At 59.1% G+C, this 24,796-nt stretch carries 25 protein-coding genes and 2 CRISPR repeat arrays; of the genes, 2 read left to right on the forward strand and 23 right to left on the reverse strand.

The genetic code is table 11. The features are described 5' to 3' along the window. Nucleotides 1-168: 168 nt before the first annotated feature. The 23 genes from AWR36_RS06085 to AWR36_RS16080 all read right to left on the reverse strand — a co-directional run bounded on the left by AWR36_RS06085 (nucleotide 169) and on the right by AWR36_RS16080 (nucleotide 22,802). Entirely contained in the window at nucleotides 169-2,538 is a 2,370-nt protein-coding gene (locus tag AWR36_RS06085; protein WP_067082573.1) for a VIT and vWA domain-containing protein, read from the reverse strand. Further along, on the reverse strand, nucleotides 2,535-2,945 hold the full coding sequence (locus AWR36_RS06090; RefSeq protein ID WP_067082576.1) for a MerR family transcriptional regulator: 411 nt from the start codon (nucleotides 2,943-2,945) through the stop codon (nucleotides 2,535-2,537). The genes AWR36_RS06085 and AWR36_RS06090 overlap by 4 nt, the downstream gene beginning before the upstream one ends. A 210-nt stretch (nucleotides 2,946-3,155) precedes the next feature. Further along, a complete protein-coding gene (locus AWR36_RS06095; protein ID WP_141398480.1) occupies nucleotides 3,156-3,899 on the reverse strand; it encodes a hypothetical protein in 744 nt (247 codons plus the stop codon). Next, nucleotides 3,892-4,392 (reverse strand): hypothetical protein, encoded by a 501-nt coding sequence (locus tag AWR36_RS06100; protein ID WP_067082582.1) that lies wholly within the window; start codon nucleotides 4,390-4,392, stop codon nucleotides 3,892-3,894. Before AWR36_RS06100 ends, AWR36_RS06095 begins: the two co-directional genes overlap by 8 nt. After that, nucleotides 4,389-5,192: an EcsC family protein gene (locus AWR36_RS06105; protein WP_067082585.1), complete on the reverse strand. Its 804-nt coding sequence runs from the start codon at nucleotides 5,190-5,192 to the stop codon at nucleotides 4,389-4,391. Before AWR36_RS06105 ends, AWR36_RS06100 begins: the two co-directional genes overlap by 4 nt. Before the next feature lie 460 nt (nucleotides 5,193-5,652). Continuing rightward, nucleotides 5,653-5,823: a hypothetical protein gene (locus AWR36_RS16185; RefSeq protein ID WP_156417394.1), complete on the reverse strand. Its 171-nt coding sequence runs from the start codon at nucleotides 5,821-5,823 to the stop codon at nucleotides 5,653-5,655. Nucleotides 5,824-5,886: 63 nt separating this feature from the next. Then, a CRISPR array of direct repeats spans nucleotides 5,887-6,620; the repeat unit is 36 nt; unit sequence GTCTTAATCCCCTTTCTCGCGGGGCATTCTTCTTAC. Between the two features lie 118 nt (nucleotides 6,621-6,738). Beyond that, nucleotides 6,739-7,704, reverse strand: a complete 966-nt coding sequence (cas1, locus tag AWR36_RS06115; protein WP_067082591.1) for a CRISPR-associated endonuclease Cas1 — start codon at nucleotides 7,702-7,704, stop codon at nucleotides 6,739-6,741. Nucleotides 7,705-7,714: 10 nt separating this feature from the next. Then, nucleotides 7,715-7,981 (reverse strand): CRISPR-associated endonuclease Cas2, encoded by a 267-nt coding sequence (gene cas2 / locus AWR36_RS06120; RefSeq protein ID WP_067082594.1) that lies wholly within the window; start codon nucleotides 7,979-7,981, stop codon nucleotides 7,715-7,717. Continuing rightward, complete coding sequence (gene csx16 / locus AWR36_RS06125) at nucleotides 7,959-8,273, reverse strand: CRISPR-associated protein Csx16 (protein ID WP_067082597.1); 315 nt, start codon at nucleotides 8,271-8,273, stop codon at nucleotides 7,959-7,961. The genes cas2 and csx16 overlap by 23 nt, the downstream gene beginning before the upstream one ends. 360 nt (nucleotides 8,274-8,633) lie before the next feature. Next, nucleotides 8,634-8,822, reverse strand: coding sequence for a hypothetical protein (locus AWR36_RS06130; protein ID WP_067082600.1), 189 nt, complete (start codon nucleotides 8,820-8,822; stop codon nucleotides 8,634-8,636). Between the two features lie 83 nt (nucleotides 8,823-8,905). After that, nucleotides 8,906-9,360: a CRISPR direct-repeat array (repeat unit 36 nt; unit sequence GTCTTAATCCCCTTTCTCGCGGGGCATTTTTCTTAC). Nucleotides 9,361-9,535: 175 nt separating this feature from the next. After that, entirely contained in the window at nucleotides 9,536-10,240 is a 705-nt protein-coding gene (locus tag AWR36_RS06135) for a macro domain-containing protein (protein ID WP_067082603.1), read from the reverse strand. 10 nt (nucleotides 10,241-10,250) lie between these two features. After that, a complete protein-coding gene (locus AWR36_RS06140; protein ID WP_176491104.1) occupies nucleotides 10,251-10,874 on the reverse strand; it encodes a DUF4433 domain-containing protein in 624 nt (207 codons plus the stop codon). 90 nt (nucleotides 10,875-10,964) lie between these two features. Further along, nucleotides 10,965-11,561 (reverse strand): hypothetical protein, encoded by a 597-nt coding sequence (locus tag AWR36_RS06145; protein WP_096866620.1) that lies wholly within the window; start codon nucleotides 11,559-11,561, stop codon nucleotides 10,965-10,967. Between the two features lie 638 nt (nucleotides 11,562-12,199). Next, nucleotides 12,200-13,411, reverse strand: a complete 1,212-nt coding sequence (locus AWR36_RS06150) for a Card1-like endonuclease domain-containing protein (RefSeq protein ID WP_067082612.1) — start codon at nucleotides 13,409-13,411, stop codon at nucleotides 12,200-12,202. Between the two features lie 24 nt (nucleotides 13,412-13,435). Beyond that, on the reverse strand, nucleotides 13,436-14,371 hold the full coding sequence (cas6, locus tag AWR36_RS06155) for a CRISPR system precrRNA processing endoribonuclease RAMP protein Cas6 (protein ID WP_067082615.1): 936 nt from the start codon (nucleotides 14,369-14,371) through the stop codon (nucleotides 13,436-13,438). Beyond that, entirely contained in the window at nucleotides 14,364-15,956 is a 1,593-nt protein-coding gene (locus AWR36_RS06160) for an RAMP superfamily CRISPR-associated protein (RefSeq protein WP_067082618.1), read from the reverse strand. Before AWR36_RS06160 ends, cas6 begins: the two co-directional genes overlap by 8 nt. Then, complete coding sequence (csm4, locus tag AWR36_RS16190; protein ID WP_067082621.1) at nucleotides 15,953-16,888, reverse strand: type III-A CRISPR-associated RAMP protein Csm4; 936 nt, start codon at nucleotides 16,886-16,888, stop codon at nucleotides 15,953-15,955. Before csm4 ends, AWR36_RS06160 begins: the two co-directional genes overlap by 4 nt. A gap of 7 nt (nucleotides 16,889-16,895) precedes the next feature. After that, nucleotides 16,896-17,615 carry a type III-A CRISPR-associated RAMP protein Csm3 gene (csm3, locus tag AWR36_RS06170; protein WP_067082623.1) on the reverse strand — a complete coding sequence of 240 codons (720 nt, stop codon included), beginning with the start codon at nucleotides 17,613-17,615 and terminating at the stop codon, nucleotides 16,896-16,898. 10 nt (nucleotides 17,616-17,625) lie between these two features. Continuing rightward, nucleotides 17,626-18,072, reverse strand: a complete 447-nt coding sequence (gene csm2, locus AWR36_RS06175) for a type III-A CRISPR-associated protein Csm2 (RefSeq protein ID WP_067082628.1) — start codon at nucleotides 18,070-18,072, stop codon at nucleotides 17,626-17,628. Between the two features lie 16 nt (nucleotides 18,073-18,088). Next, nucleotides 18,089-20,764 carry a type III-A CRISPR-associated protein Cas10/Csm1 gene (gene cas10 / locus AWR36_RS06180; RefSeq protein ID WP_067082629.1) on the reverse strand — a complete coding sequence of 892 codons (2,676 nt, stop codon included), beginning with the start codon at nucleotides 20,762-20,764 and terminating at the stop codon, nucleotides 18,089-18,091. Between the two features lie 11 nt (nucleotides 20,765-20,775). Beyond that, entirely contained in the window at nucleotides 20,776-21,864 is a 1,089-nt protein-coding gene (csm6, locus tag AWR36_RS06185) for a CRISPR-associated ring nuclease Csm6 (RefSeq protein ID WP_067082632.1), read from the reverse strand. Nucleotides 21,865-22,238: 374 nt separating this feature from the next. Continuing rightward, the gene (locus AWR36_RS06190) at nucleotides 22,239-22,523 is read right to left on the reverse strand and encodes a hypothetical protein (RefSeq protein ID WP_067082634.1); all 285 of its coding nucleotides are present in this window, start codon (nucleotides 22,521-22,523) and stop codon (nucleotides 22,239-22,241) included. 42 nt (nucleotides 22,524-22,565) lie between these two features. Next, nucleotides 22,566-22,802 (reverse strand): hypothetical protein, encoded by a 237-nt coding sequence (locus AWR36_RS16080; RefSeq protein ID WP_141398481.1) that lies wholly within the window; start codon nucleotides 22,800-22,802, stop codon nucleotides 22,566-22,568. Between the two features lie 203 nt (nucleotides 22,803-23,005). Here AWR36_RS16080 and AWR36_RS16085 point away from each other — a divergent pair, with 203 nt between their 5' ends. Beyond that, the gene (locus AWR36_RS16085) at nucleotides 23,006-23,224 is read left to right on the forward strand and encodes a hypothetical protein (RefSeq protein ID WP_141398482.1); all 219 of its coding nucleotides are present in this window, start codon (nucleotides 23,006-23,008) and stop codon (nucleotides 23,222-23,224) included. A gap of 1,221 nt (nucleotides 23,225-24,445) precedes the next feature. Further along, nucleotides 24,446-24,655, forward strand: coding sequence for a cold-shock protein (locus AWR36_RS06195; RefSeq protein ID WP_067082637.1), 210 nt, complete (start codon nucleotides 24,446-24,448; stop codon nucleotides 24,653-24,655). The last annotated feature ends 141 nt before the right edge of the window (nucleotides 24,656-24,796 follow it).

Genomic DNA, 24,796 nt, shown 5'->3' on the forward strand with positions numbered 1-24,796 from the left:
AGCAAAGTGTCGACGATTCGATACAATGGAAAATTCTCCGAGCTTTATAAATGACAGGAATATAGAGGTGCGCAGCACAAGTAATTTCCAGCAGGCAAAGAAACGAGCAGCCTGTAAACAGTAATGGCTCACCAGACGACCATGATTCTGCCATAAGAAAAAATCACACTAACTTCCCTTTCGGTTGCTACCTATCCGCTCGAGGATGACTTCAGCCCTACGGACGCTCAAAGGCGTAACGGCACCCTTTAGGTGCTCAAGTAAGGTATTTACAGCTTTTTTGCTCTCGAGGGTTTCTGGTCCTAATTGGATTATATCCAGCAGCAGTGTCAGCAACATTTTCTCCTCAGATTCCGCGTCACGAATTTTTGTAAAAAGAAAATGAAAGCTAGCACTGGATACATATAGATTCAGTGCCAACTTAAAATCTTTTAAAATGATGATCAGATCTTGTTTTTTCGAAACTTGCGCAAGCCTGGTCACAAAACCTTCAATCGGCAACCTAGACAGCATGTCACGCTTATAAAACGAGTGCTCATCACCCAGCCCCGGTGGTAGCTTTTTCCCCGTTAAATTTTTGGGATTACTCCTTGCCCTGTAGATGTGATCCGTATGGGGCAAAGGTGTGGGGGGACGTTCCGATGCAATTAAGTCAAGTCGGGCCCTTAAATTTGCACAAGTCTGCTCCAAGCTTCTAGTGAGGCTCTCTGAGACCCGATACTTGCTCAAGTCCATGTAGTCGAGACCATAGTCAACACTATCACTAAGCGAAGACAGCCCCCCCCACCCTGCCGCCTGCATTTGCGGCACTTTGCGCAATTCCGGCATGGAGCCGGCTTTTCCCGCCGCCACGCGTTGATCCACTGCCACAAAACTGGTCCACGGTGACAGCAGCTGATATTCCAGCGCGATGGCCAATGCTTCTTCACGGCTTTCGGTGATATCGAGTTTGCGGGCAGCCGCAAACCTCGCCAGCGTCTCAAGGGGGGTGACAGTTGCCGAGTCCTTGGTGTTAGAAACCTTCGAACAGATCTCGGTTTCCACCACCTCAAGCACCCCAGCCGTGCCTTTGAGTTCAACCTGCGCAGAACCAACCGGCTCACTATCGAACCAGTAATAGAGATGGACGGTATCCCCGTCAAAGATTGCCCGAGTCAGCGGCAGAGACTCGCGGGGTGATTGCGGCCACTGCACGTTGACTTCCCCGGCACGGCCAGAGCGGATACGCTCGAAATGCCGGGTAATACGCTCTGCCATGTCCTCATTGGGTGTGACGAATTCCGCACTGCCGCCAGTGGCGGCGGAGAGAGCTTTCAGGAGCCCCTCGGATACTGCACTGCCTACCCCGACGGTAAACACCCGGTGTGGAACGCTGCGGGCTTCTCCCAAGATGGTTTCTTCCGCACACACACTGCCATCGGTAATCAACAACACCTCACCCGGGCCGACTTCAGCAAGGGAGTCGTAAGCCACCCGCAGCGCCGACGCCAGTTCGGTGCCGCCCATATCGGCCTGCAGGGAGCGGCCCAGCCGGCGAATACGGTTTTTCACTGACTTTTCCACGAGCACTTGGCCCGGAAATAGAGCCCGGTGGTGGCTGCCGAACAAGATGACGTTGATGCGGTCTTGCGGGCTCAGTCTCTCGGCAATATTCGACAGGGCGGCACCAGCTTGGCGAATGGAGTCGCCGTTCATTGAGCCCGAACAGTCCACAACAAGGGCCAGATTACGCGGGCTAGAGGTTTCCTGATTCGGAATGGACGGGCGGTAACTCAGCATCGCCACAAAGCCCTCACCGTCGCGACTCATCGTCGCTGAGCAACGCTGGTCACTCCGCAGGCGGAAATTCAGCACCAGATCCCGATCCATGTCTGCGGCGCTATCTTGCAGGCCAATCTGCAGGCCGCCTGCCTCCATGTGGGTAGCAATATCATGGGATGGCGAGCTGACCACAGCGTCGGCAAGCAATCCCGCAACCGACACCGTCAGCTCATACTGGCAGCGGTACGTTGGATCGGCGTCCACTGTCTGATGCGGCGGCAAGCCCAGTGCGGCGGAGGAGCCATATTTGGGGGCGATCGCCGTCGGAAGGCGCAGATCGACGCGATCCCCATTCCAGCACAGCGCCAGTCCATAGCGATAAGTGATGCGAGCCTCCTCGCCTGACTGCAGGTTACCGAGTGAGAGGGAATACAAGCCGGGACGCACCCTCTGCAGCAGAATGGCCGAATCGCCATCGGCTATGGCGTCCTCATAGTGGCTCTCCGCGTCCGCGCTCTCAGCCACCTGGCCGGCGATTTCACGATCCCCGATCTTGGCCTGCACCCCCAACAACACAGCCTCGGTCGGCACCGGGAAGGTGTAGGAGACTTCGATATCCGCTGCCTCGTGGTTGGTATAGTCCTGAGTGATAACCATCTCGGCCAGCAAATGTTGGATCTCAACTGCGATCTCCACTGCCTGCAGGGGCACCGGGCCACCGCTACGGGATACCAGCTTTGGTGACGTCTGCCACTCGGTACTCGGCCACTGTTTCATTTCTCGTCCTCCAGTTTCGACACTGCATCCATGACGTACTCGGTCAACTTCCTGATCTGTGCCGGGGAAAGTCCGGCCTGCGTCGGATTGATCCGCAGCTCCACGCCCTCGGCCAGCAGAGTGTGACTCCATACCTCTACGTCGCCGGGCTTCCGCCTGGGCGGTGGAGGCTCCACGCCGGCATCGCCAGTGAGTAGCTCGGCGATCCGTTCCAGAGACAGGCCGGCGGCCTGCCACTTTCGTATCTCGAGTAACTGCTCCAGGTGCCGCTGCAAGTAATGCGCGCCACGCTTTTCACCCGCGGGGCGGTCCAGCAGCCCGCGCTGGATGTAATAGCGCACTGTGCGTTTGGGGGTATCCGTCAGAGCCGACAGCTCTTCCAGGGTGAATGTGCGAATCTTGCTCATGCTTCATTTATAGCACCTAATTTACGACACCACCAATGTCACATAATGATCGACGGTAATTAGCGCTGCGCTCGACGACGGCCAAGACCGCACCAGCAGGGAGACGGAAAAAATGTCCGGCTACCGGACAAGGAGGGCCGAGGGGGGCTTTCACAATCAGGCTTGTATTGTGCGGTGTTTTCGCGGCGCGCCGCCCTTAACGGCCCCAGACTAGTGTTGATGCCATTGCAGGGCGGCCCGCAGTTCCGCCACCGCCTGGAATGTGGCACAGCCGTCGTCCACCATCCTGTCGGCCTGAGTCAGCAACTCGCGGGCCACGCTGTCAAAGCCAATTTGCCCCGCTACTGCCAGGGCGCGCAGCCGGGCGACCGCACCTGCGCACCCCTGCCGCGACGGACACGCCTGAGCGGCCACTAACGTACGCGCAAAACCGGGGTGTAAGCCCCAATGGCGGGACAGGTAGCGTGTAACAGCTCGCTGACACTGCGTATGCCCCAGCCGCCCGTCACCGGCGATGGACATCAGCATCTCAGCCAGGGTCTCGCCGAGCTCACGGGCCAGCTCCGGCAGCGGAGTGCGGATATAGTGGGGCACCTCGACCACCGCGGCCCTCCTGACCGCCCGCAACATGCGCACGGAGGCGGTGTAGATCGCCACGCACAGCAATGCGACGACGACGGCCAACCCCACAGGCCCTGCCAGCAGCCCGAGTGCAACCCCCAGGCGACCAAATACGCCGAGCGTAAGCCCCCAGAACAGAAACGCCAGCCCATAACCGACGGCACCGACGACCAGAGCCAGCAGTGTGCGCAGGCACCATCGCAGGCGCACAAACAAGGGGTAAGCGGCCATGCCGAGCCCCAGCTGTGCGCGAAAACGGAATGCATCCACGAGCACAGGCTGGTCACCCTGAGCAAAGAAGTCGCGTAGCGATTGATCAACAGGTTCAGGCACCACTGGCAGCGCCCCCTTGCTGCATCGTCGTGAATGGGCGCACAGCAGAAACGATGGTGGCGGCCGCCTCCGGCGCCCGGTTGGTGAGATCCTGCCAGAGCCCGCGGCCGAGACCGAACAGCATCAGCAGTGGGCCGAGAAAATCAGCGAGGATGGCACCGAGGAAAGGCAGGCAGGCCACCACATAAGTCAGCAACGCGCCAGTGAGCAGGCCGAGGCCGGCACCGGGGAAGCGGGCACACAACATCAGCACAATCTCCAGCAAGCGGCGGCCGATACGCAGCAGGCGGCGCCCCACGCGCAGGGTCACCCGGGCCAACCGCGCCAACAGACACTTGACCTCTGCTGGTAGCGGCAGCGCCTCCAGGTGCGACTGCAGCTGCTCTTCACTGGCGTATTCACGCTCCAGATCGACCAGGACCTCTTCCGTGAGTCCATCAATACGGACACGGTAACGCTTGCCGGTTGCCGGCGAAATCACTTCGACGATCATTGCGGCACCTCCATGCCTGCTCCCAGGGACTCGTAGGCGGCGCGCACCGGCTCGGCGCCATAGGAGCGCTCGAGACGGCGCACGATGAAGTGGCCCCGGGCCATCTGCTGGAAATGCTGCATAAACAGCGTATTGACCGTCGCCCCGCCGGCGGCGCCGATCAGTGGCAACGTCTGAGCTGCCAGCTTTTGCGTCACCTGCACACCGAAACGCTGCGCCACCTGCGTCAGCAGGCGCACCAGCGCCGGACCGGAAGCATCCAGCACCCGGTTGGCGCCGACGTGCTGCAGTGCCTCGGTGACCGCTTTGGCCAGCGCCAGGCGCGCAGCGTAATAGCCGGACTCCGCCGCATCGTCTGTCGGGACGGGGCCACCCAGCGCGAACACCTGCAGACAGGCGAGGCGTGTTGCGGGTGCCCGCGGTGATTCCCCCTCACTGCGGGCGATGGCGCCGATGTCACGCAGCATCAGCGTGGTCGACACGGGCAGCTCCACGGACAGGCCAGCGAGGCCAAACGCTCCCCCGACCCCGCCCGAGGTTGCCACCAGCAAACGCCCAGGCAGGGGGGCGGTCGAGATTCCCGGCCGGTCGGCAAGCGTGCCCAGCGCCACTCTGGCAGCCCGGCCCAGCGCCACCTCGCTGGCTTTGATTGCACCAGCCCGAAAACGCCGGGGTAGACGCTGCACCGCACCCTCGATGGGCGCGCCAAGCAGGTGGCTGAGCCGCGCAGTGAGGCCGGGGTTTTCCAGCAGCGCGTGAGCACGGTGCAAGTCTCTCAGTGCAGCGGGGGGCAGGCTCATGGGCAGGGTCCTCATGCGGTTTTCGCCGCGGCATTGGCGCCGGCGGTGTCATGACCGGCAAGATAGCCCCCCCGGTGGAAGCCGTCCCAATTCGCAAGCTTGCAACTGCGGTGCATCGCCGCTCCGGCCAGCACTGGGCGACGCTGACGACCGTGGCTGCGGGGGAAGAGGAGGACGGAGTCGGCAGAGACATCTACCTCCACGTGCCCGCGCGCGCTGTTCGCCGCGGAGACGAACCGAAGGTACAGAAGTGCGTCGAAATTCACGAGGAGGGTCGACGCACACATGGTCGCTGCGCGCCGGGAGCCGGCTCGTTAGACCGCTGTCAGTGTCGGGCAGGATCAGGCCGGAGCCCAACAAGCGATATGGGCTGCAGATTCAGAGGCACACACACCGCGCTGCCGCGGCTATTTGAGCCAGACAATGGCACCACCGGGATGCCTTCTTCGCTGCTGCGTGTTCACTCACTCCCGGCAAGTACGTCACACGCTGACAGCCATAGGGTGTAACTATCCAGGGCACAGAGGCGCTCGACCTCTGCACTGCCCGGCCGGTAATGCACGCTACTGCCCCAGGACAATAGGGTAATCAACAGTAACAGCGTCAGCAGGGGGATCAGGTTATTACGCATGTATTCTCCCAAGTCCAGCAACAACCCAGTTAGCGAAATGATCCCGACTCACAGCATTGAGCGACGTTAATCCCCTTTCTCGCGGGGCATTCTTCTTACTCATGCGCGAGATCAACGCGGTGCTGGATACCCTGTCTTAATCCCCTTTCTCGCGGGGCACTCTTCTTACCCCACATGAAAGGGCTGGTCGACAGGAACGACCCGTCTTAATCCCCTTTCTCGCGGGGCATTCTTCTTACCACAGCTTTTCAACCAGCTGAAATTAAACCACCAGTCTTAATCCCCTTTCTCGCGGGGCATTCTTCTTACTATTGGGAAGCAGAAAGCTGAGAAGGAAGCACCTGTCTTAATCCCCTTCCTCGCGGGGCATTCTTCTTACTCTTCTCCTTCTCTTTCTTGGCTTTCTCGACTTGTCTTAATCCCCTTTCTCGCGGGGCATTCTTCTTACCTAACGAAGCGACTGAAGAAGCAAAGAAGGAAGAGTCTTAATCCCCTTTCTCGCGGGGCATTCTTCTTACCAAGCGCAACAGTCGAGAGTTCAAGCTGTAACCGTCTTAATCCCCTTTCTCGCGGGGCATTCTTCTTACGCATGGTGCTGTTCCACAAAGCCTGTGAAGCAGGGTCTTAATCCCCTTTCTCGCGGGGCATTCTTCTTACTGAAGCGAAGCACAAAAAGGGCGGAGATAGTAGCGTCTTAACCCCCTTTCTCGCGGGGCATTCTTCTTACTTGTAAGCGCAACACCGCAGAATGCTATTGTAAGGTCTTAATCCCCTTTCTCGCGGGGCATTCTTCTTACTGCACCCTCCTTTTTTCTCTTTAATTTTCAACGAATTAGACAACCCCCTGACAATCGACCACACAATGACAACGCTTGTCGCCCGAGTTATGCCACGAGGTTACCAAACATAGCAAGGCTAGTCCTCCGCGTCATTTGCGAAGCGCCGGTGCAAGACGGAAAACTGGCTGGCCCAGCGTGCGGCTTCCCGCTGCAGGCGTTGGCGCAGTTGCGGTTTGCCCCGCTCCCAGGCGCGGTAAAAGGCCTGCTTACCGGCCTTGCCCAGCAGGCAGGTCCGCTCCGTGTGCTGAAAGTGTTCACGGCGCAGGGTGCGGTCGCGGAACAACTGCCAAACCCAGTGGGCCACACGCTGGCGAAACAGCTCGGCGAGATCGCAGGCCAATGCGGGGCGCCGATACCCCATGCCATGGTAGAAGCCGATGGCCGAATCGAGTCCAGCCGTGGCGAGCGCAATCGCTGCCTCGTGGGTGAGCAGCACGAATGCCAGCGACAGCACCGCATTGACCGGATCGCGCGGTGGACGATGATTGCGACCGTGGAAGCCGAGTGACGGCGCAAACAGCAAGCGGTAACTGCGGTAAAACGCGGCCGCAGCGGCTCCCTCGAGACCACGCAGGCGGGCCAACCGCGGGGGTCGGCCGGCGAGGCGCCCGGCGCAGGCCTGCAGCCGCTCTGCCGTTTGCGCACAGACGCGTGCATGTGCAGGACACTCACGGGCAACTGAGCGCAATAGCGCAGCCTGTTGGCGCAGCTTGCGGGCCACCAACAGGGCGGCCAGCCTGCGCCGCACCTGCGACTGGTGGCAGCAGACCACCTGACTGTAGCGGCGGCGGGCGTCGCCGTGGGTGTGTGCTTGAAACAGAGCGACCTTGCGCACTCCCGGGCTCAGCACCGACAGGGCGATTCCGCGCTGGGCCAATTGCAGCAGCAAGCCGGTATCGAGCTGACAGCGGCTGGTAAGCACCAACCGTTCGAGACTCCCCAGGGGCAGCGACTCAACGGCGTTTTCCGGGCAAAGAATTTTGAGCCGCCGGTCAGCGTACTGCAGCGTCGCACCGGGGTGGTCTAGATACAGAGTGGCCATCATTGCTTCCTCAATCGAGAAACAGGTGTGGCTGCGCCAGCAGCGGCGGGCGACAGCCCAGGGTAATGCAGGTAGGCCCAAACGACAGAATCAGTACCGAGTCCTCCTCGTGGTCGATGAGCGCTGCCAGTTCATGCCGCAATGCCTCCAGCTGGGCAGGCTTCAGTGCACATTCGAACACCGAATACTGCAGCGGACGGCCATAGGCCAGCATTGTGCGGTGCACTTTGCGCAGTCGCTTCGGCAGCTTGATGTCATAACTCACCAACAGGTGCATGCGTCACCCTCCAGACACGGTAGTGCTCGAGGCGGGCATTACAGGCATGCATGTCGGCCGCGCTAAGCTCGCAACCGCGCAGATGCGCCGGCACATCGAGCACCAGCAGGTACACACCGACCCCACGCCGCTGCAATTTTGCCATTACCGCAACCGGCAGCGTGCCGTAGACGACATCCCCCGTCCGCGGCAGGCCCGGGTGCAGATGTGTCACAACACGATCAATGGCAATGCCCTGCTGAGCAAACCACTGCCAGGCTCCGGGATGCCGGCTTACCAGATATCGCGTCATGCGCCCTCCTTTCAATTCGGCAGCGAGGTTAACGTGAGCCTGAGCTCCTGGCGGCATTGGCAAGCTTGCGAGATCGGAAGGGCGACCAGGAATGGAGATGTTGTGGGGCAGGCGGCGTACGAACTCAATGCCGAACAGCATGGAGCTTGCCGCAAAAGAAAGCTGTTACGAAACGGCCACGCCAGGGCGGCTTGGAGACGCTACCGCCGGCGCTGGACAGACCGTGAATCGCTTCGCAGGGGCTCTACTGAGATTGTGCCGCGATTTGGCACAGATTCGATGCCTCTGGGCCCGCGGGAACTGCGGCGCAAAAACGCTGGAACGAACCGCGTGCGCAGTCGGGGAGGCCGGGAAAGGCCGCTACTTCTGACTGTTCTTGCGGCGCTGGGCAGTCCTCTCCATCATCTTTTTCCACATCGCCTTCAGCTCAGGATCGGTGCGCAGCCGTTCATCTGACTCGGCATAGAGTTTCTTGGCCCAAGCCCGGTTAGCCACGCCCAGTCGCTCGGTCACCACGCGATTGAACAGCTCGGATTCGTTGTCAGCCATGATGGCCTCCTGTCAGCGTCAGGATTATACCAGTCCGGATGTTGGGCGCCCGCAGCCGCCACATTTCTCAGCCCAGGGCGGCGTCTTTTATCCCCTTTCTCGCGGGGCATTCTTCTTCCAGATCCTGATAAGCGTGATGCCTATATCTATGGGTCTTAATCCCCTTTCTCGCGGGGCATTCTTCTTACAAAAGGAAGTGGCCGGCATGATTGCAGTGATCAAGTCTTAACCCCCTTTCTCGCGGGGCATTTTTCTTACCGATCGGTGCCTACAAGCTGCCCCGTGACAAGGTGTCTTAATCCCCTTTCTCGCGGGGCATTTTTCTTACCTTATGCCAAAGAGAAGATTGAACAGCTTGAAGAGTCTTAATCCCCTTTCTCGCGGGGCATTTTTCTTACAAATCCGTGACGGCATCCTCGGTGCTGCTGTCATGTCTTAATCCCCTTTCTCGCGGGGCATTTTTCTTACCCTACAACGATGTAAAGGCGGTTGCTGCCATCGGGTCTTAATCCCCTTTCTCGCGGGGCATTTTTCTTACTGCACCCTCCCCTTTTCTCCTTATTTTTCAACGAACTAGACAACCCCCTGACAAGTGATCAATCAATGACAGCGCTTGTCGCCCGGCTTATGCCACTAGGCTCATAACCATACCGTATTTAGCGCACGAAGGCATTTGCTCCGGCATGCCCGGTCAGGGTGATGCACCGGCCGGGTCACAATAAGGATTGTTGTGCCGCTGCCGGCGGGAATTGCCCGGTACGGGCCTGTTGTGCCAGACGGAATACAGCCTCCAGTGTCTTGAGGCCAATGCCGTCCACCTGCGCCAGCTGATTGAGCTGGACGATATGCGGACTCTCCATGGCCGCCAGTACCCGCTCGACATAGTGCGGCCGCAGACCACTCAACCGGGCGACCGTGGCCACCTCCTGGCGACGCAGCCAGTCGCGGGTCTCTGTATAGAGATCATCCGGGACATCCGCCGCATAGCGATAGATTTCCACCGGCAGGGGCAGCGGCTCGAGATACTCCTGCATGATGGCGAGGCTGTCCTGCTCTGACAGGCCGCCGCGATCCGCGCCCAACAACGGGAAGGCGATGGACTCGATCTGGCGCTCGCGCCAGCTGTCCCGGAACTTATCCAGTCCGGCCCGCAGATACTGCAGCCGTGACGGCTGCTTCCAGTGCTGCTTGGTGGGGAAGTTCAGCACCCAGCGCTCAGGGCCTCGATAGAGCCACAGCTTGCCCACCTGGAGTTGACCGGCGGTACAGAGGGCTTCATAGCGGGAAAACATCTGCGGGTAACGCAGGCGGCACTCGAGGGCAATGCCGGCACCCATCACCCCCACACAATTGACCGTGTTGACCAACACCGCGCAGCGGCTGTTGAAAATATTTCCACGAATGATTTTTATGGCCACCTTCTCCCCCTCAGAACAGCGCGTGCGCCTGGATTACAGGACGATTCTCACGGGCGAGCGCCGCCTGCGTGTCTGAGTCAAAGCAGAGGACACGCTCGATATGCGCGGCATCCACCCGCCCCGGCACCAGTACCTCGGCGCAGCGGCTGCGCCGGCCGTCGATCATATCGCACCAGAAACGCGCCCGTAATACTGCCCAGGGCAGCTGCGCGAGCGCTGTCGCGCCCTGGAAAAAACGCGTGCGCGGGCTGGCGGCGTTGCCATCCGACAGGTAGCCCCCCGGCTGGTCGGCCACCGCCACTGCCACCTGTACTAAACACAATTCCGGCAGCCGGTGGCGCAGGGCAAAACTCATCGGGTTACGGGGCACCAGATAGAGCGGAGCGAATCCGTGCAGGGCGCTGCCGCAGGGTAACCTGCGCCAGGCGCGGCGAGCCTGTACTGACGCACAGGAGATATCTGCCTGTACCAGCCCGCGCTCGTGAGCCTGACAATGACTGAGGATGCCGTGTGTGAGGATGGATGGCACATGGAGCCGGTGTACCAGGTACCAGAGTGCTGAGATGCCATGCGCCTGCAAGCCGGCCGCGGTCGATACTCCCCCCGTTGTACACTGCTGCTCCAACCCTGCCACTGTCGCGCCTCCCTGTCGTGAATCGACAGTGGCGATAGTACGGACAGGCCGTGGCTGTGGCCGTGGTGGCAAGCTTGCGAGCGGGGTGCCTCAACCATTCAGTGCTGCCCGTGCCAGGTCAGCTGCAAATGGTGCATATAGCTCGATTTCGAAGATACCGTCGCGGGCGTGAAACGTATTTACACCGCGGGCGCTGCACTCAAGGTCGATGGCCATAGCCAGAGCCAGGCGTGCGGTGCGCGGCTCGCGCGGATGAATACGCTCGATGAAACGGTCTGATAACTTGCCATAGCGGGCCGGGTCGCGACGCAGGGCGGGGGTAAAGACACGCCGGGCCAGCGCATCGATGTGCTGCGGCCCCATGGGAGCCAGGAAAGAGTCGGCATAAGCCTGCGCCAATAAATGCGCGGTGCGCTCCCGCGGAGGAAGGGTGGCGAGGGCGGCACTGGAGAGCAAAATATCCGGGTTATACGCCGTGTGATGACGGAGATACTCCGCTATCAGGGTATTGCGGGCAATGTCATACAGCGCGGCCGCCGGCACCGGATGGGTCTGCATGAGACGAAAGCGCGCCGGCGTCAGCAGGTGCCTATAGGCCGCTCGCAACAGCAACTGCTCCCCGGGATAAGCGCGCGCAATGACGGTGACGCAGGACACGCGCATTCCCTCAGTCGTAAACACCGGCATTGCCTCACCTCCGCTCGCGCGCTATTAACTCGCGGCGAAGTTTACGCAGCGGCCGGCACAGGTCGCGGTTGGCAAGCTTGCGAGTTTTTGCATTGTGACAGGTGGATGGCAGGTAGTTAGCGCGCGGATCAGCAGGTGGCTGCACTTAATGCAGCTGAAAGACGTAGAAACAAGGTCAGCATTACAAATCCCCTTTTACGCGGGGCATTCTTCTTACTCTTCATCGAAGCCTTATTCTTCGGCCTGTATAAGTCTTAACCCCCTTTCTCGTGGGGCATTCTTCTTACTTCATAAGGCAATGGCGGCTGGTAAGATGATGATGTCTTAATCCCCTTTCTCGCGGGGCACTTTTCCTACGAATCACGCGACAGATACACAAGCGAACTACTTGTCTTAATCCCCTTTCGCGCGGGGCATTCTTCTTACAGATGGAGATTGTGTTGCATGTCAAGGCTAACCGTCGTAACCCCCTTTCACGCGAGGCACCCTTCTTACGCGAGAAGTTCGGTCGCCAGACCATGTTCAACACGTCTTAATCCCCTTTCTCGCGGGAAATTCTCTTATAAAAGTGAGAAAAATGATGTATCTATAGTGGAGGCCTTAATCCCCTTTTCACCGGGGCCTTGTCTGACGCAACCTCAACTTCTATTGTTGATCGCTGTACCGGCTGCAAGCCACACACGAAGCTGCGCGGAGAATTCCTTCAACCGTTCGCCATCAAATGGCGTGATATTGCTGGCCAGTGCGCGGCCGCTAGCAGACACACTGCGGCCATTGCGCTCGCGGTCCAGATGTTGTGCCGCCAGCAGCCAGGCCTCGCCGAACAGTCCGCCGGTGCGCGCCGCAATACTGTTTAGCTTGTAAATCACCTCGCTATCGCTGCCGTACTTGCGCAGGTTGCCGGTCTTGCATTCGATCAGCAGCAGGCGATTGTTGTGGCAGACCAGCACGTCCATTTCGTTGCGCACATCGCGCTTGCGCTGGCCGTCATCGGTGAACTGGCAGCCGAGACGTACGTCGCGGGCGCCGGCATCGCGCGCAGTCCAGTAAGCCCACTCCTCCAGCCAGCCGCCATGGAGGTAGTCGAGCGCGTCCTGGTCGCAGAATTCGATTTGCTCGGGGCTGGCATCATCCCACTCGATCAGGCCCAGTTCCGCCGCCTGCTTGAGCAGGGCGACAAACTCAGCACGTGGAATACGCTGCAGTTGCTGGCGCGGCTGCTGGAGCAGCCCGTTACTGTCGCCGGCTTGGTGACAGACCTTGTTGAGCATGCCGAGTATCGGCTGCAACTTGTCGACCTTATTCGCCAGCCACTTGGTAAACGACTTGCGCCGGCCCGCGCGCTCCTGCCAGTCCTCGTCATCGCTCTTGCTACTGCGCAGGGTAATACGATTGGCCTTGAGGTAGCTGTCGATATCGAGCAGGTCCGCATGCAGCGCGGTGGTGTCGCTATCGGGGCCCAGATATTCGAGTGCGCCGTGGGTGGTATCGCAATAGACGAGCTGCTCGCCCAACTCCCTAAACACCTCGGCCAACGCCATCACCATCAGCTTGTTGCCACCAGTGGCATTGAGCAGGAACTCGGCGTTGTCGAACTCTTCGGCAAGCTCTTCCAGCAGTACCCGCTCTCCCCACGCACGAATACCGGCGACCCCGGCGTCGGGCAAGCCATTGACCGCCTTTACTCTGGGCTGCCAATCCAGGCCCTGTAACAGACGCTGGAACGGCTCGACCTCATCGTGCATCCGCTCCGATACTAGCAGCACCACCGCCGTGGGACGCAGTTGCAGGATGGGCAGCAGGTTGGCCAGCGGCTGGCCGGTGACGATACAGATATGCACGGTGCTCATAGACATGCTCTCAGTGGATTCGATTCAGGCAGCCGCCTGGAGGTGGTAGTGGCCAAGACCAAAGCTGGCATTCTTGCCAATGTGGGTGTACTGGCCCCAGTGCAGGGCCTGGAGAAAGGGGGTCAGCTGCCCCTGCAGGGTGATTTGTCCGAGCAGGCCGCCCATGCCCATCTTCTGCCGCTGGCGGCTGGACCAGCGATGCCAGTCGCTCCAGTAGAGCTGCCCGTGCAAGGACACCTGCGATGCCTGCTGTGCCAGCGCCGCGCTGTCCACCGCTTGGGACACGCCATAAAACTGCGACAGCAGGCTGTGCCGGCGTAACAGGGCCGTGAGCAGGGTACGCGCGTCAAGCATGTCGGGGCTGAGAATGCGACCACGCTGCTGGAGACGCAGTGGCGTGCGCAAGCACAGCGTCAGGCATCCATCCTGGCCCTCGCCCAATTCACCAATGCTCATGGGCTTGGGAGTCTCGACATATTCACCCGGCTGCCACAGCAATTGCGGGGGGGCTCCGTCGTCGGCCTCGCGATAGACCTGCTGCAGGTCGAGACGGCTACGATTACGACCTAGGCCTGCGGCGAGCGCACGCCGCCAAGCCTCGACCACCAACGCCAGCTCGGCCAGCGCCGGCCCCAGCAACACCATATGAAAGTGGAATCTCTCGCCGGGCTGCCATTCGCGCTTGCCCGGTGCTGGCGCTTCGATCACATAGGGTGGCGGCACCTCGCGCAGGTTGTGTAGCGGGGCATCGCTCGGTGGTGGCGGCGCGAACAGACGGGTATAGGGGCAGCTGCGCACTAGCGGACAGCCACTGCAATCGCGCTGACGGGTCATGCAGGCGAGGCGCCGCAGAGCGTGACCGAAGGCACCGCGCAACATGGAGCCGCCGTAGTAAGGGATCGCCAGCGGTTGCTTGACCTCGGCCTCAAATCGCAGTCGGACGACGGGTAATTCAGTCACCGGCGAGCTCCTTCAGTGCCGCTTTGGCCTTCTTGTTCTTCTTCACATCGATACCCAGGTGCCGGTAAATCTCCCTTGCGGCACTGGCCAGTGCCTGCCGATCTGCCGGGGACCAGCCGGCAATTGCCTGCTGCATCAGCCCGCGCAGATCGTTCGCCAATTCACAGCCCGGCCCCTGGCCGCGGCCCTCACCGGCCTCCCGCCGCTCCTGCAAGGTGTGGATACTCCGCTGCTGCTCGCTCATGGCCGCGAGTGCGGCAGAACGGGCTTGCGCTTCGGCCCGCTCCTCAGCCTCGCGCTGGGCGCGTTCGGCGCGCTCCTCCGCCTGACGCGCAAGTGCCGCATCGCGCTGCTGTTTGCGCACGCTTTCCTGCTCGGCCAGCTGCTGCAGCGGCGCGGCAAGGCGCTTGAGGAAGGCGTCGGTCGCCGGCAGCTGGCAGCCCGGGCGGCGCAGGAGTACCCAGCCGAACGGCAGTAGCCCAGTGGTCTGGGTTTTGGCATCGGCGGCAAGCCAATAGGTCTTGGGTGCGGGCTGGAAGGTGGGCTTTTCCCCTTTGCCCCCCATGATCTTGATGTGGCGGACTCCGTTCAGCGTTTTACTGTCCGCACCGTTATAGCGACCGAGGCGCAGTAACAGCGCCCGCCCATGCTTCAATGCGGTCGCCAGCTCTTCACTCAACAATTGACGCAGACCTGTCAGCCATCCGCTGTCGGCAATCCCCAGGATGGCGAGGTTATCCAGCTCAGTCCTGAGCAACGGCAGATGAAAGCGGTTGCAGACCTTTGCAAGCTGCTCGAGGGTGTCAGCCCCGGGCAACCCCTGTGATGAGAGCTGCCAGTCGAGTGAAAAGGCATTGTCAAGCCCGGCGGCCAGGCTCTCGAGCAGATTTTCCGGACCGCGGTTGGCTCGGGATTCCTGCTTGGCCGGTTTGCGCTTGCGGTTGACGGCATAGTGCACCCGGCAGCGGGGCAGGTCATTCGCACACTCACTAACGCCATCGGACACCTTGAGGTGGCGCAGTGGATCACTCTCTACCCGCTCATAGTCCAGCAATTGCTGCTGCAGCTCGCGACTGCGCGGCATGCGTACTTCTCGGTATTTCTCGGCAGGCGGTGAAAGGGCGGCACCAGCATTGATCGCGTCCAACAGCGCGGTCCGGATCGCTCCCTTGACGCCGCTACCGGGGATAATTGGTTGCTGACTGTGGGGATTGAAAGCGGTGCGCTGAATTTCCAGGTTGTTTTGAACCCGACGGCCCCGGCTTTCCACCTGGGCCGCCTTGTCCACGACCTGCTCGTAGTGACGCTGCAATGCGGGTGAGCAGGCCACAACATGGCGCGCATGCGGCATTAGTTGCATGCGCTGGCGATACAACAGGCTCCGCAGCGCCACTAATGAGTCGGCGCCGCAGGCCGAGGCCAGCTGCTCCGGAGAGAGCGCGGCAAGCAGCGCTCGCTGGCCGAGCGCGTAGAGGTTGCCGTCCTCCATGACATATTCGGTGGGCTGGTAGTGCTCGTCACAACCGAGGTGGACCGGGCTCAGGGTGCTCAGTGTCAAAGTTTCCTGCTGGAAGAATGGCTTCACGGGGAGTCCTCCACATAAACCGGTACAACCGGTGCATAGCCCTGCTGTACTGCGCCCGGCATCGCAGCGGACACGCCGCCGAGGCCACTGCCGGCCAAAAAGCGCCCGATCTGCCATTCGGCTGGTGCCAGCACGGCGCCGGTATCCGCCATCAGTACCGGATTCTTGAATGGCCGACCAGTCTGTACGGCGCGATCGCCGTGGCGCCCGTAACGGACAAAACGCCGGTAATAGCAGTGTTGCGTTAGCCATCGCTGCCCCTGCGGGGCGCAGGGGGCAAGGGTAAGCCAGCGGTTGGCATGGCTATGTGCCTGCCACTCCCACTCACGACACTCCAGTACCGCAAAGCGGCCTCGACCACTGGAGGCATCGCGGCCGTAGCCCCACTGCCCAACACTGCTCAGCAGCGAGCACAACAACGTCTGGTCGCAACGGCTGCCATCGATGAGCGCATACACGTGCAGCCTGGTACCGGGAGCGAACCACTCTTGACTAACGCTGTAAGGGGCAAAACCCTGTTCGCCAGAGCTGGTGGTATTGGTCAGGCGGTTGAGGCTGTTGTGCCCTCGTGGCAACTGCCTGCGCTCCACTGGATCAGGCTGCAGATGCCGAGACCAGTGTTGTAGGGGTTCGCTCTGGCTTGCCAGTGGCAGCCATTGCAGCCCTTTTTGCGCTTTACGGGTCGACACGTCCGTGAGGTCGAACCCCAACTGCGCCGCCGGCATCGATGGACGAGGCAGATAGCCCTCCGGCAGGGGGTCAGAGAGCACCATAAACGGTGCATCCTGCTGATACCCCTCCAACGCTTGTTCCAGTACGCTGGACCCGCGATCATTGCGAAGAGCCCAGCAGCACTGACCAAACAACGTGTCTCCGCGCAGGGGAGTCGCGAACGGGCTCTGCGGCTCGATGGTCACTTGGAATAGCTGCATAGTGCGATCAACCCGCAAAGGGATCCAGTTCTTCGAAGCGCGCATCCGCGCTCTCACCATTAATCTTCAGGCCCTCGAATCTCAGCTTACCGTAGCCGCGGGAGCCAGAGCCGCCGAGACTGTCCTGCTCGAGCAGCTTGAGCCCCGTCAGCAGCAAATCGACCAACGCCTCATCGCCCTCCTGCAGGTGGCGAATATTAACCACCAAATCAAAACGGGCACCGGCCGGCACGCGCTCGGTCCAGCGCGGGTTGTCTGCCACACCAGAGATACGGTTGATGCTATTTTCGCTCTTGGCCTCGGTGAGTAGCTGACCCTCTTCGCGGCGCTCGTCAAGCCACTGCGACTGCAAGGCAGCATCGGCAAAGCTGATGCGTGTAGGACCAATCTCCTCGGCGAGCTCGATGTTGCTGGAGTCACCGGCGAGACCAAACAGACGTGCAATCTGCGCGGCGGCCTCGCGCTCGCTGCCAGAGAGCCGAGTGAGCATTTCAGCAGAAACCGGCTTGCCTTTGTTCTGCGTGGCAACTCCAGCGCGCCATTCCAGCAGGCTACGCAGCTTGCCCTTGAGGGAGGAGCCAGGAATATAGGGCTCATCCGTGTATGGATGCTTGACGACGGGGTTGTCCGTGCCCCCGATTCGGATCTCGTCACGACCAGCACCGATGTGCAGGCCGGAGTGCAGCTCGATGGTGGCGGTTACCCGGGAGATATGATTGAGTTGCATAGCGGCCTCGTCAGTCTTTTTTGTGCATTTTGTAGAAGCCCATGAAGGCTTCCATAAACAAGCGGAAGTTCTTGAAGGTTTCTTGCTGCTCTATCTGCAGCTGGCCCAGACAATGGCGCAACAGATTGACAAAGTTCTCGCAGACCAGGTCACGACTATGGGCGTACGAGACCTTTGCATTGAGCATTTTCACCAGCGGCAGCTGCTCTGAATAACTCTCAGGGTGCTGCCGGAAGCGCTGGTCCCACATCACAATTTCATCGTAGAAGCGACGCAACTGAGTGCTTTTATTCACGCCAGAACTGGTCTTCTTTCTCAGCCCGCGTGTACTGCCGGCGATATGCTTGGCACAGCCATCGGCTACACTGTCAAATAGCTCCATACTCACCTTTGACAGGTCGATGCCGCTGAGCTCTATTGGGTCGGTATTACCCTCATTTACTGGATGTCGGTTCATTGGGAATCCCCCGGGTTTATCTCAAACGGTATAAATAGCTTTGCAGTGCGAGCCGATAAGCTCGGCGGTACTGGGCGATGGCATCACCCACCTCGTCGGCCAGACGCTCGTAAAGTTTTTTGACGGCCTCTGAATCAGCACGCCCACGATGGCGCTCTACCACCATGCGCTGAGTGCGGTAGGCAAACCGCGAGCGCCAGATACTGGCACTGGGGTCGCCCGCAGCCGCAGCTTCCGCCTGCTCGGACAGACTTAGCAATCCGTATACGTAACTGGTAGAGAGGTTCACTTCATTCCGCAATGTGAGCAATTGCTGTTCACAACCCTCCTCGCCCACGAGCGCCTCAAATTTAGGCCAGCCCAGCACACTGTCGAAGCAGCACACCGCATCCTTGTGTTGTTCATGATGGCGGTAGCCCTTGGCACGCTCCAGAGCCTCCTCCCCCGCTGCGGAGAGCTGGGCCAGCGGCAGACCGGGCTTGTGCAGCGCGATTCCGGCTGAAAAATGCAACTGCGGGTTTTCTGCCACATAGCGTTTAAACTCTGCCCGCATACTCTGTGCCAGACGTATCTGGCTGCGCCAGGGTCCGATCAGGAAGAAGTCGTCCCCGCCGGCAAAAACCGTGTAGGTATCGGGGAAGTGGCGGGCACAGTGCCAGGGCAGAAAGACGGTAAAGAACTGATCAAGCTGCCGGGACAATGCCGACATACGTGCGAAGCTGTTTCCCGGTAACCCCGCTGCAAAAATGCTGCCGAGGTTGTCGACGTCCCCCTTCAATATCCCGAGCGCGGCGATGCCTGCCCACTGCCCCTCCTGTGCGGGGTTGGGTGTGCGGTCTTCGCAAGCAATGTGATTGAAGGTTTTGACCGCACCGGACTCAATATCATCACTGTCACAACCTTGGTATTTGCCATCGGCATAGTGTGCCGAGCTATCGAAACGGGGAACATAACCGTTGAACGCCCGCCGTCCGTAGCCCTGCCACAGAGGCTCCGCTGGGTCTTCTGGCGGCAGCGAGAAGTCCCAGGCACGGCGGAGGTTGCCGCTGCTGGCCTCAGCGCCAAACTTACCGCTACTCTCTTCGGCAGCGGTGAAATAGAGCGAATAGCCGAAGATAGCCACAGAAAGCCCACCACGGCCCTGCAGCGGTTTGTTTGTCAGCAGCAGCCGCTGAAAGCGATCGCTGACCAGCATCTCGCCCAGACGGACCTGATCGGCGGCTAGCGCACAGACTCCATCAAGGTCAGCCCTGCCGGGGGCGCGACCGCTAAGCCGGCAGGCCCCCACGGCAGGATCGAACTGCTCGAGGTACTCAGTGAAAACGGGTGCGGGTGCCCCGCTACCACAAAGGGAAAACGCCTGGAACTTGGCACGCTCGAGTGACGCCATCAGGCGGGCCATCAATTGCTGGAAAGGTGCCGCCCCATCGCTGCGGGCGACAAAGTCGTTGCAGCTGGCGGCCTCCCACGCGAGACCAAGTCCGGCCTGGCCATAACTTTGCTGCAGGAACCAGTCATTGATGCGCCGCTGTGTCTCCATGAGCTGCATGCGGACTGGCTCGGTGTTAGGCGCGAGAATGAGGAACTTGCCCGCGGCATTGATCACCTGGCTGGTGGGAGGCAGGCCCAGGTCATCTAGCACCCGCAATGCCGCGCACTCAGTCAGCAACGAGACATACGCCGAGCGGCCACGGAGGAGTTTGGCAGCCTTCTTGGCACTGTCACCCCCGGTCGCGAAGATAAATTCCTGGATGTTGAAAAAATCTCCCTGAACCAGCAGGAGTTTTTGCTCGTCCCAGTCACTACCGAGGCGCATCTGCACTGCCACTTCGGCTTCTTCATGGCCAAGGTCGTGATGGTAGCGCCATAACGCCGCAGCCAATGCCGCTGTGGTCCTGGAGTGGTCGTACAGGGAGACATCCGGGCGCACCCCGAATGCGGTGGCAGAAGGAATCGCTTGCGCGTAGCACTGCCACAGGCTGTCGAAGTGATCGAGCCACAGGGGCAGCTGTCCTCGATGGCTGGCAGGGATCTCCTCGAGCGCAGTGCTAAACCCCTCCCACAGTCCGAGATACTCAGCCTGGGCCAGGGTATTGTCCGCGGGCTCGCATGCAGCGCGAGACTGAGGAAACAGGCTGCTAACCGACAGGGGTTTGAGAGGGTAGCGAAACTGTAACTCGCTGGCTTGCCCTGCCGTTTTTCCGTCAAGCCGGATCTGCTCGAACAGAGTCAGCTGCCGAGCCTGGAAGTGGTTCTTGCCGGTACTCGTACCCTCTTCTGCGGCGTTGTATTGCTCGAATTTTTCTCGATCAAAGCCGGAAGCCACCCGGTCGGCAGTGGCGATAACCCACTGGAGAAAGGTCTCCGGCTTGTGATGGCGTGCCGCGGCATTTAGCAAGGAGTCGTCTGCCTCCTTGCTTCGCCAACTGGCAAATGGAGCCATTTCAGGCCCGATTAGCTCTGGGAGGTGCTGTTCCAACAAGTCAAAGCCCAACGCCGTGTAGGCAGCGTGGCGATGGGTATACCAGGTACGGCCGCCCTGCTCCTTACGGGGACAATACTCCTGGAGGTGAACTGCCAGCGTTTCCTCATCCATCGGCAATTGCGCGCGCTCGGCAAACTTGCCCAAGTCGTGCAAATAGGCTGCAAGCGCCACCCGCGATGAAAGCAATTGCAAGTTGTCTTGGTTCATAGGCACCTTGGTTACTTGATCTCAATCTCTTCGGGAGCGAGGGCAACGCCATACTGCTTTACCCCCCTCTCGGTATCGATGTACTTCAGCGTATACTTTTCAGCCAACCGGTTGCCCAGTGCGTTACGCAGTGCAGTGTTGACTCGTGAAAGGCGCACCTCGAAATTCCTACGGTCCATCCCCTCCACTTCATCCCGAGCCGTACGGTCGTTCACCCGCATTTCCCCACCAGAGACCGCCTCATAAAAGCGGGTAAATTCGAGCCCATACACCCGGTTTGGCTCATGCTCGAAGGGGTACGCAAGCCCTCCCTGAGCTGACTTGGCCCGATCGACCATCCAGGCGTAGAAGGCGAGGAGACTGTTGCTCATGCTGATGTCGATGCCGGAGGCTCGTACACGCTTGCCGGCCATATCCACCTTGAGATCTGCGGGTTGCTCTGCCGCTCGGATGATCTGCACAGCCTCGCTATAGCTGCGCTTATGGGTCAGGAAGTTCTTCGGGAGCTCTTCACGCATGGGCACAAAGGGAATGTCGGCCAGCATGACTTCAACGGTGGATTCACCGCACAGTCTGTCGCTGGGCCGGGGGTAGAAGAAGTCCGGGCGGGACTCGAACCCCTCTGACACGAGCACATGGCTAAGTTCATCACCCGGTCGGCCAAAAAGACTCATGGCATAGCCAAGGAAGAATCCCATCGTCTTGCGCCCTCCCGCCAGGGAAGCATGAAGCTGAATATCGGCATCTTCACTGAGACGGCGCACGGTCTCACAGATGAAGTCGGCCATCGCGGTATTGTCATGCTGGGAAAAAATATCAGACAGGGGTCGTCCATCTTCAGCCTGCGCCACATGGATATGTTGCGGGGCTAGCGCTAGGCGATCTTCCAGATCGTAATCGCGGCAAAAGTGGTGAAAATGCCCGAGAATTGGATCAAGCAACGCCCTGTGAACACGCTCGGCCCCCTTTGCCGTGGTCAGAATATGGATTTCCGTCGGCAGAAAGGCCTCGCCCTCCCGTTGCAGGAGGCCATAGAGGGTTTCCGTCACAACCTGTGGGGACATCCCGGAGAGAGCTACTAAGTAACGCTTGGGCTGCATGGTTTATCCTTATTATTGTGACGGTTTTAACAGCCGCCATTCAGTGAAGTCAACTGGTGTTGAATTACAGGCGATAACATGGACCACATGAACATAATTTCACCAAGCGAGTTGTCTGCACGCGACAGCAGTTCAGCTCAGCCAGCATGTTAAGGGCTAGGGGACGGTGTGGGGGTATGTCGCAAGCTTGCAACATTACAGATAAGGAAATAGGGAGCCAGGCGACTTGCAAGAGGCGCCGATAACCCCCTCCAGTGTGGAAAGGGGCTATGTGACGGAGGCGGAGGCGACCCTAACCGGGCAGCCATGCGGGCATTTCTAACCTACGGTGATGTGCCTGGTAGGCCCCAGCAAAAGAGCTCCTGCCGTCTTTCTCATGGGGAGGGCCGATAATTCTCGTGGGCGTCCGCGATATACAAGAATCGCCTGATTTGTCGCTCTCCTGTAGCGCTGTGTCCGATCGGCCAACGCAGGTCTTTGAACTCATTCAACAGGTGCTTCTCCAGCAGCAACCTCAACAGGCAACCTTTCTTCACGAACGTGGAGTAGCTGCTCTTGCCGCAGCTTTTATCATCGGCCCACTTGAACTTCATTCTATCGATATCTAAGACTTCGTCGACCAGGCCATTCTCTCGGGCAAACTCCTTTAGATCCCTCATAGGGACTTCTTTGATCCGTTCTGACATTTCACAGCACCCAAACTAAAGGAAAATCAAGGCCGCTAAGATAGCTGATGGGTGTGATTCTGGGTTCGATGTAGCGCCTTTCGGAGTAGGAAGGGCACTGACAGCTTCAGGCTGGACGATGCTCTCAGCCTTGGCCTCCACGCTACTGCCGACAACAATATGAATACCTACCAGCAAAAGGCTGAGGGCGACTAAATTATTACCTATCAACAGCTTACGAGCGATGATCCAGCGGTGTGATAACCTGATCATACATCTCCCTACCCACCTCGCACACCAAGCACCAGTACTGACCAAGAAATCAGGGCAAGACGCATGCCACCTCTAGAAAAATGAATATTATGCCAACGCTTTACGCCTGAACGAACTGCGACTAAATATTTCTTTTCCCTTGGGGATGAACGACACTCCCAGTCGCCTAAATCAAAATCACTGATTCATTAAGAGGACACAAAATGGCGCATAAGGTACATTTCTCAATTCCGAAGAGAGAACTGGGCACCGCAGATGTTGAATTTGACGTTCATCAAAATGATGGAAAGCTTGGAACATTAAGAATTTCTCGAGGATCTCTGGTGTGGTTTCCAACTGGCTCAACTATTGGCAGGAAAATCGGCTGGGGAAAATTTGATAAATTGATGAGCGAGTACACAACTTGTATTGAAGCTCGCTGACATGCACATTCAATACAGCGGGAGTGCATTTGCAAAATAACCAACTAAAGACATTCCTGTTTGTTTGGATATTTGGAGGAGGAACTCTAGCAGCAGCGCTGGATACAGATAAGCCCTATATTGCCTGTTTAATCACTTTCTGACTTGCAAAGTTGTTGATAACCCGACGGAAACAATAAACATTTTCGTTAAGGGCTAGCAGTTTCTTCCTGGCTTGCTGCCTTTCATCGCCCTCTCCAAGGCCGGCTTCAACAGTCACAATACTCTGGAACGCCTTACGTAAATGGGCTACAGGCGATACTATTTTACCCGAATACTCCCAGATCGATAGTGAGAATCGCTTCCTTCAGGTCAGCAGGCTGCACTGCTCCTCCATCCCGCCTCGGCCTCACAAGAGGGTTTTCACGTCAACCGGGCACATTACTCAGCTGGACGGGTTTTGTGACGGGTTCAATAGGCGCAAATGAGATAACACTAAATAAATCAATAAGTTGCAGCCTAATTTCGACTCCCGCCATCCCACCAAATTAAAAAGGCCCGTTACCGCAAGGTAACGGGCCTTTTTAATTTGTGGATCTGACGCGAGTGGAACGCTTAGCGCAGGGTTCGATCGATGCGCGCAAGCGCATCAAGACAGCCAAAGGCTGCCCCGAAGGGGTGAGGAGCGCAGCGACGAATCACTCCCGCCACACATACTTCCAGCCCCCACTCTAAGCCTAAAGGTAACCGGCCTTTTTAATTTGTGGATCTGACGCGAGTGGAACGCTTAGCGCCGGGTTCGATCAACGCGCAAAGCGCGCTAAGACAGCCAAAGGCTGCCCCGAAGGGGTGAGGTGCAGAGTACCGAACCATCCCCCATCAGGCATCTCCAGAGCACCCTCACCTCCCGCTGAAGAAACCACCCCTAAACACACAGGCATATCAGCGAGCAACACGCGCCAGGCCGTAGTTGCCACTCTTGGGCCCCGAAAGCACCGCATGTCCAGGCAGCACGGGAGGTGGCTGACACACCCAGGTCGCCCCGATACCGCTCAAAGTCGAAATACTTTGACTTGGCTCCAGTAACGCCCTACAGTGCAGTCAGTCAAAAGTAAGCCTCTTGTTTAAAATCCTCAGTTTCGTCGCATCCGTAGTACTTCGTCCTGTAGCTTCTAAATTCCAGTCTTTTTTTGCTATCCATGCCTCAAGAAGGCTAGTTTCTATCGTTTACAGGAAATCACCATGTCAAACACTACTACCGGCACCGTCAAGTGGTTCAACGAATCCAAGGGCTTTGGCTTTATCGAGCAGAAGTCTGGCCCTGATGTGTTCGCACACTTCAGCGCAATTGTAAGTTCCGGCTTCAAGACCCTGGCCGAAGGTCAGGCCGTAGAGTTCTCAGTCACCCAGGGCGCCAAAGGCCCGCAAGCTGAAAACATCGTTTGTGTCTGAACCAACATTCTCAAGATGACAGTTGACCCAACACAGGTCCGCTACTGAGTGGCCCCAAAGCCACGTCGGTTGAGAGTCAACCTCCGGGTTTCTCAATCTGAAACATCGGCCTTCAGACTGGTGACAGCCTGAAGGCCAATT

It is taken from the genome of Microbulbifer flavimaris (assembly GCF_001641755.2).
Lineage (GTDB): Bacteria > Pseudomonadota > Gammaproteobacteria > Pseudomonadales > Cellvibrionaceae > Microbulbifer > Microbulbifer flavimaris.

What these genes read in the sequence shown, in the direction of transcription:
- AWR36_RS06085 (WP_067082573.1), bottom strand. Translation starts at nt 2,538, where the DNA reads ATGAAACAGTGGCCGAGTACCGAGTGGCAGACGTCACCAAAGCTGGTA.
- AWR36_RS06090 (WP_067082576.1), bottom strand. Translation starts at nt 2,945, where the DNA reads ATGAGCAAGATTCGCACATTCACCCTGGAAGAGCTGTCGGCTCTGACG.
- AWR36_RS06100 (WP_067082582.1), bottom strand. Translation starts at nt 4,392, where the DNA reads ATGATCGTCGAAGTGATTTCGCCGGCAACCGGCAAGCGTTACCGTGTC.
- AWR36_RS06105 (WP_067082585.1), bottom strand. Translation starts at nt 5,192, where the DNA reads ATGAGCCTGCCCCCCGCTGCACTGAGAGACTTGCACCGTGCTCACGCG.
- AWR36_RS16185 (WP_156417394.1), bottom strand. Translation starts at nt 5,823, where the DNA reads ATGCGTAATAACCTGATCCCCCTGCTGACGCTGTTACTGTTGATTACC.
- cas1 (WP_067082591.1), bottom strand. Translation starts at nt 7,704, where the DNA reads ATGGCCACTCTGTATCTAGACCACCCCGGTGCGACGCTGCAGTACGCT.
- cas2 (WP_067082594.1), bottom strand. Translation starts at nt 7,981, where the DNA reads ATGCACCTGTTGGTGAGTTATGACATCAAGCTGCCGAAGCGACTGCGC.
- csx16 (WP_067082597.1), bottom strand. Translation starts at nt 8,273, where the DNA reads ATGACGCGATATCTGGTAAGCCGGCATCCCGGAGCCTGGCAGTGGTTT.
- AWR36_RS06130 (WP_067082600.1), bottom strand. Translation starts at nt 8,822, where the DNA reads ATGGCTGACAACGAATCCGAGCTGTTCAATCGCGTGGTGACCGAGCGA.
- AWR36_RS06145 (WP_096866620.1), bottom strand. Translation starts at nt 11,561, where the DNA reads ATGCCGGTGTTTACGACTGAGGGAATGCGCGTGTCCTGCGTCACCGTC.
- AWR36_RS06150 (WP_067082612.1), bottom strand. Translation starts at nt 13,411, where the DNA reads ATGAGCACCGTGCATATCTGTATCGTCACCGGCCAGCCGCTGGCCAAC.
- csm4 (WP_067082621.1), bottom strand. Translation starts at nt 16,888, where the DNA reads ATGCAGCTATTCCAAGTGACCATCGAGCCGCAGAGCCCGTTCGCGACT.
- csm3 (WP_067082623.1), bottom strand. Translation starts at nt 17,615, where the DNA reads ATGCAACTCAATCATATCTCCCGGGTAACCGCCACCATCGAGCTGCAC.
- csm2 (WP_067082628.1), bottom strand. Translation starts at nt 18,072, where the DNA reads ATGAACCGACATCCAGTAAATGAGGGTAATACCGACCCAATAGAGCTC.
- cas10 (WP_067082629.1), bottom strand. Translation starts at nt 20,764, where the DNA reads ATGAACCAAGACAACTTGCAATTGCTTTCATCGCGGGTGGCGCTTGCA.
- csm6 (WP_067082632.1), bottom strand. Translation starts at nt 21,864, where the DNA reads ATGCAGCCCAAGCGTTACTTAGTAGCTCTCTCCGGGATGTCCCCACAG.
- AWR36_RS06190 (WP_067082634.1), bottom strand. Translation starts at nt 22,523, where the DNA reads ATGAGGGATCTAAAGGAGTTTGCCCGAGAGAATGGCCTGGTCGACGAA.
- AWR36_RS16080 (WP_141398481.1), bottom strand. Translation starts at nt 22,802, where the DNA reads ATGATCAGGTTATCACACCGCTGGATCATCGCTCGTAAGCTGTTGATA.
- AWR36_RS16085 (WP_141398482.1), top strand. Translation starts at nt 23,006, where the DNA reads ATGGCGCATAAGGTACATTTCTCAATTCCGAAGAGAGAACTGGGCACC.
- AWR36_RS06195 (WP_067082637.1), top strand. Translation starts at nt 24,446, where the DNA reads ATGTCAAACACTACTACCGGCACCGTCAAGTGGTTCAACGAATCCAAG.